The 4,042-nt window shown below is 36.3% G+C and carries 5 protein-coding genes; all 5 read left to right on the top strand.

The annotated features are described in order from the left end of the window. Window positions 1-181 precede the first annotated feature (181 nt). Window positions 182-643: a hypothetical protein gene (locus C9J12_RS29555; RefSeq protein ID WP_107246978.1), complete on the top strand. Its 462-nt coding sequence runs from the start codon at window positions 182-184 to the stop codon at window positions 641-643. Between the two features lie 134 nt (window positions 644-777). Beyond that, window positions 778-1,134 carry a cell envelope integrity protein TolA gene (locus tag C9J12_RS29565; RefSeq protein WP_107246985.1) on the top strand — a complete coding sequence of 119 codons (357 nt, stop codon included), beginning with the start codon at window positions 778-780 and terminating at the stop codon, window positions 1,132-1,134. 216 nt (window positions 1,135-1,350) lie between these two features. Beyond that, the gene (locus tag C9J12_RS29570) at window positions 1,351-1,629 is read left to right on the top strand and encodes a hypothetical protein (protein WP_107246988.1); all 279 of its coding nucleotides are present in this window, start codon (window positions 1,351-1,353) and stop codon (window positions 1,627-1,629) included. Between the two features lie 132 nt (window positions 1,630-1,761). Next, the gene (locus C9J12_RS30910; RefSeq protein WP_170111923.1) at window positions 1,762-2,187 is read left to right on the top strand and encodes a hypothetical protein; all 426 of its coding nucleotides are present in this window, start codon (window positions 1,762-1,764) and stop codon (window positions 2,185-2,187) included. 1,186 nt (window positions 2,188-3,373) lie between these two features. After that, complete coding sequence (locus tag C9J12_RS29590) at window positions 3,374-3,814, top strand: hypothetical protein (protein ID WP_107246995.1); 441 nt, start codon at window positions 3,374-3,376, stop codon at window positions 3,812-3,814. Window positions 3,815-4,042 lie beyond the last annotated feature (228 nt).

Raw genomic sequence — 4,042 nt, forward strand, 5'->3', positions numbered from 1 at the left:
TTTTTACATCTGTGATGTACAAAAGTTATAACAAAAACATCAAGTTGACACGTTTTACTCCGCAGTTTTGGCATGGAGTTCACTGCGCTTGGTGAGTTAGTCGTGGTGCAACTTATGTTCGGCGTTATACCTGGGTATGTTATCCCGCCGTCATTGAAATTATAAAATATAAGGATGAAATGTGTTTCTGAGCATCTTAGACTTTTTGTTCACAATTGGTGGTATTGGTGTTTTGATTTCGGTCATCTCTTTCATCTCTATGATGATATTTGTAAAACGCCTGAACCCTAGAATTATTCTTGGTATGGTTGCTATCTTCATAGTGACACTTTCAGTTACCTTTACTTTTCCAAGTGTTGCTCGTTCTGAGTTACGTGAGAAGCTCACACAAGAAATTATCAGCTCAACATCAGAAGAACATATCAACAACGATGAGATTGTGGCAGCACTAAAAAAGATATCATATGTTCTGGGTACAAACTCACATTCACTTGAACGATTTGGCTTTAAAATTCAAACCTCTGAAGAGGTAATATATTTAGAATTAGCTAGAGATTCTAACGATAGTAAAACATATTGGGTTTACTATCCTAAGTACCGTGCTGGACAGGTAAATGACATAGGCAAAGTTAGATTACAATAGCGTATATCACTGATTGGTATAACAAAAACATCAAGTTGACACGTTTTACTCCGCAGTTTTGGTATGGAGTTGAGTGTGCTTGGTGAGTTAGCCGTGGTGCAACTTATGTTAGACGTTATGTTTTTGGGAGAGTTATGAGGCATTTTCTGATAGTTTTATTCATAATATTTTCTGTATCTGCGTGCTCATCAAGGCAAGATAAATGCAATACAGTAAATAACTGTGCTGCTAAAGTCGTTGATAGGATTCAGCAAAATTTGATACTAGAACAAGATTATTATGGCAAGAAAGCGGTTGTTAACCTCTCATTAGACAATAACTCTAATCTTGAATATGTTGAAGTAGTCGAAAACAATGGTGGACCAAGTTTCGAGGAAGCAATCATTAAAGCTGTTTCATCTACATTTCCATATGAGCAATTGCTAATTTTATCAGAAAGTGAGTACGCCGAGTTTATGGAGATAAAATTAACAATAACTCCAATGAAGTAATTATTTAATGATGTATGTTTCAACGATGGTTACTTTGAATGTTGGTGCGACTCAGTAGAAAGAAAAACATAACAAAACAATCAAGGTGATGCATTTTACTCGGCATTTTTGGTATGGAGTTCGGTGCGCTTGGTTAGTTCAACGTGGCACACCTTATTGTAGGCGTTATGCGCTAAGTCTGTAATATTAAATGCGGATCTTATTTTAGGAGGTTCTATGAATCAAAAGCAATTTAATCGTTGGGCTAAGATTAAGGAAAAAGGTCAGCTTAGATATTTTGTTGTTCAAAGTTTAATTATATCGTTAGCAATATTTATTGGACGATTAATTGGGTTTTTCATTATGGATGACAATATTTGGCCGGGTTCATTTTTCTATGACAATATGAGTAATTTCATTTTTATTATTTTATTTTCACCATTTATTGTATTAGCTTTCTGGTACATACAGGAATCAAGTTTTAAAAAAGAATTGAAAATTAGAGAACGCACATAACAAAAACATGAAGTTGACACGTTTTACTCCGCAGTTTTGGTATGAAGTTCGGTGTGCTTGGTGGGTTGGCCGTGGTGCAACTTATGTTAGACGTTATGTTTCACTTAGTTCACGAGTATAGAAAGGAATCAGATGAACAAATTTTTAGACATTATCGTGCTTCAGGGAAAATACCTTGTAGATAATTTAACAAGCGTGATTGGGTATACATTATTGTTCAAAGGCGGCATAGCTTTAATAACTGTTGGGTTGATATCTATTCAATATGTAGCCACTACAGCAATACCAATAGAAGCCAGTGCATATCAATTAAAATATGAAGTCGAGTTTTCCGTACAGAAACAATACAAATCAATATCTGATATGGAATGTGATGTGAAAATTGAAAGCTACTCGAAGTGTATGCTTTCCAAATATAAGGAGAATTTAAGTACAAGCAGTATCAAAGCGCTTTATTCTTGGCTTGAATTATTAATCGTTTTTGGGACTTTGATGATGTCACTGTCAGTGCTAGGTTTTTTAGCGCATCCTTACTTTCATCAAGACTCTGAAACATAAGAAAAACATCAAGTTGACACGTTTTACTCCGCAGTTTTGGTATGAAGTACGGTGAGCTTGGTGAGTTAGCCGTGGTGCAACTTATGTTAGACGTTACAACCTCCATCTTAGCCCTAATCTTTATGGTTTGGTCTTCGGCAAGTGGCAGCTTATTTAATATCTTTTCAGTCGAAATGCAGTGAGTTTCGTTTGTCGGTTATTGTGGTTCAAGGCTTGGTTTATACAAGGCTTTCTAACCAAGTTTCCACCGTGTTCAATAAGTTCTTTGGCCGCAATTATTCACTGATGTTGTTGGTTATTACGCCCGTTGCGGTTCAAATTTTGTGGGTCTAAGTTCATTGCCAAGTGTGCTGTGTAATTATCAATTTTCGCGTACCGCAACAATAGTCCTCATCTGTATTGTTTGGCTTCAGCGTTTACTAAGTCGCTTTAAGTGGTGATCCACTCTGTGATTATGATGTGCTGTTGAGTGAATCGCAAAAGAGAAAAGGCGAGTTGTTGTTGGAAGTCATACGCTGTATTTTGGTTCTAAGCTATTGAGTTATATCGGTTGTAACAAGCACATCAAGTTGACACGTTTTACTCCGCATTTTTGGTATGAAGTTTAGTGCACTTGGTGAGTTTGCTGTGGTGCAACTTATGTTAGGCGTTATATGCTCAAGAGGTTTTATTATGGTCGGTTATAATTGGACTTGTTTGGTATGCGATCGTGGAGTAGATAAAACTCTAAGTAAATGTGATCGTTGTGGCTATCCAGCTGGAGCAAGTTCTTACGAAATTGATGCAAGAAAGATCCTTCTAAATCACTGTAATACTATAGAAGGCTTGAATTGCAATTTTTGTAAAAACTCTAAATTGAATGTTAAATTTCATAAAAATTTAGATGAATATTTATATCGCCAAGAAATGATTAGGAAATATCGAACTGTATTATTTGAAGTTCTGTCAGTTATTATCTATTGCGACAAATGTGATTATAAAATTGAGGTCGAATATAAGGTTCCAATACTCAGGAAGCTATTTCGTTGGATCTTACGAAAAGATATACAATCTCAGTGGTTGAAAAGCATATAACAAGGCCATCAAATTGACGCGTAGAGTTCGGCAGTTTTGGTGTGAAGTTCAGGGCGCTTGGTAAGTTTGTCGTGGCGCAACTTATGGCTGGCGTTATGTTTTAGGTGGAATTATGTCGGCTTTATTGGATTACAAAATAAAAGAGTTTGAAGCCCTATGTGCCATGATTTCGTATGATGATTTAGTTATATGGGCTGATGATAAAATTAGGTTTTCGGATGATCCTGATGAAATCTTATTTGAATTATCTTTAGCTAAAACGCTTCATGAACAACTAAGTATTCTGTCGTCACTCGGCGAGCAAGATGAAAATGAAGCCTTTAAACAAGTTGCTTATCAAATTTTCATTTCATATAAACAAGATGAAATACAGTTCTTTGACGTAGTAAATAAACTGCACGCAATGAACATTAATTCGACGGCATTGGATTCATCTTACAGAGATTTTTGCATCTGGATTAGTGATGAGGCTTGGTTGATTTCAGATGGTGTTAAAGACTTGAAACCAGCGGAGGAAGAGCTGATACGATTCTTCTTTGGTGTAAAAACATAACAAAAACATCAAGTTGACACGTTTTACTCCGCAGTTTTGGTATGAGGTTCAGTGCGCTTGGTTAGTTAACCGTGGTGCAACTTATGTTCGGCGTTACAACCTGCGTATTAACATGATGCCGATCGCTCTATAACATCGATGGCGATCACAATCTCATTCGATTGTAGACCTTCGTAAAATCTAACTGACGTGATCGGCTTGCGTCAATTTATTTAATCTTTTTCGCAT

The organism is Photobacterium frigidiphilum, from assembly GCF_003025615.1.
GTDB classification, from domain to species: Bacteria; Pseudomonadota; Gammaproteobacteria; order Enterobacterales; family Vibrionaceae; genus Photobacterium; species Photobacterium frigidiphilum.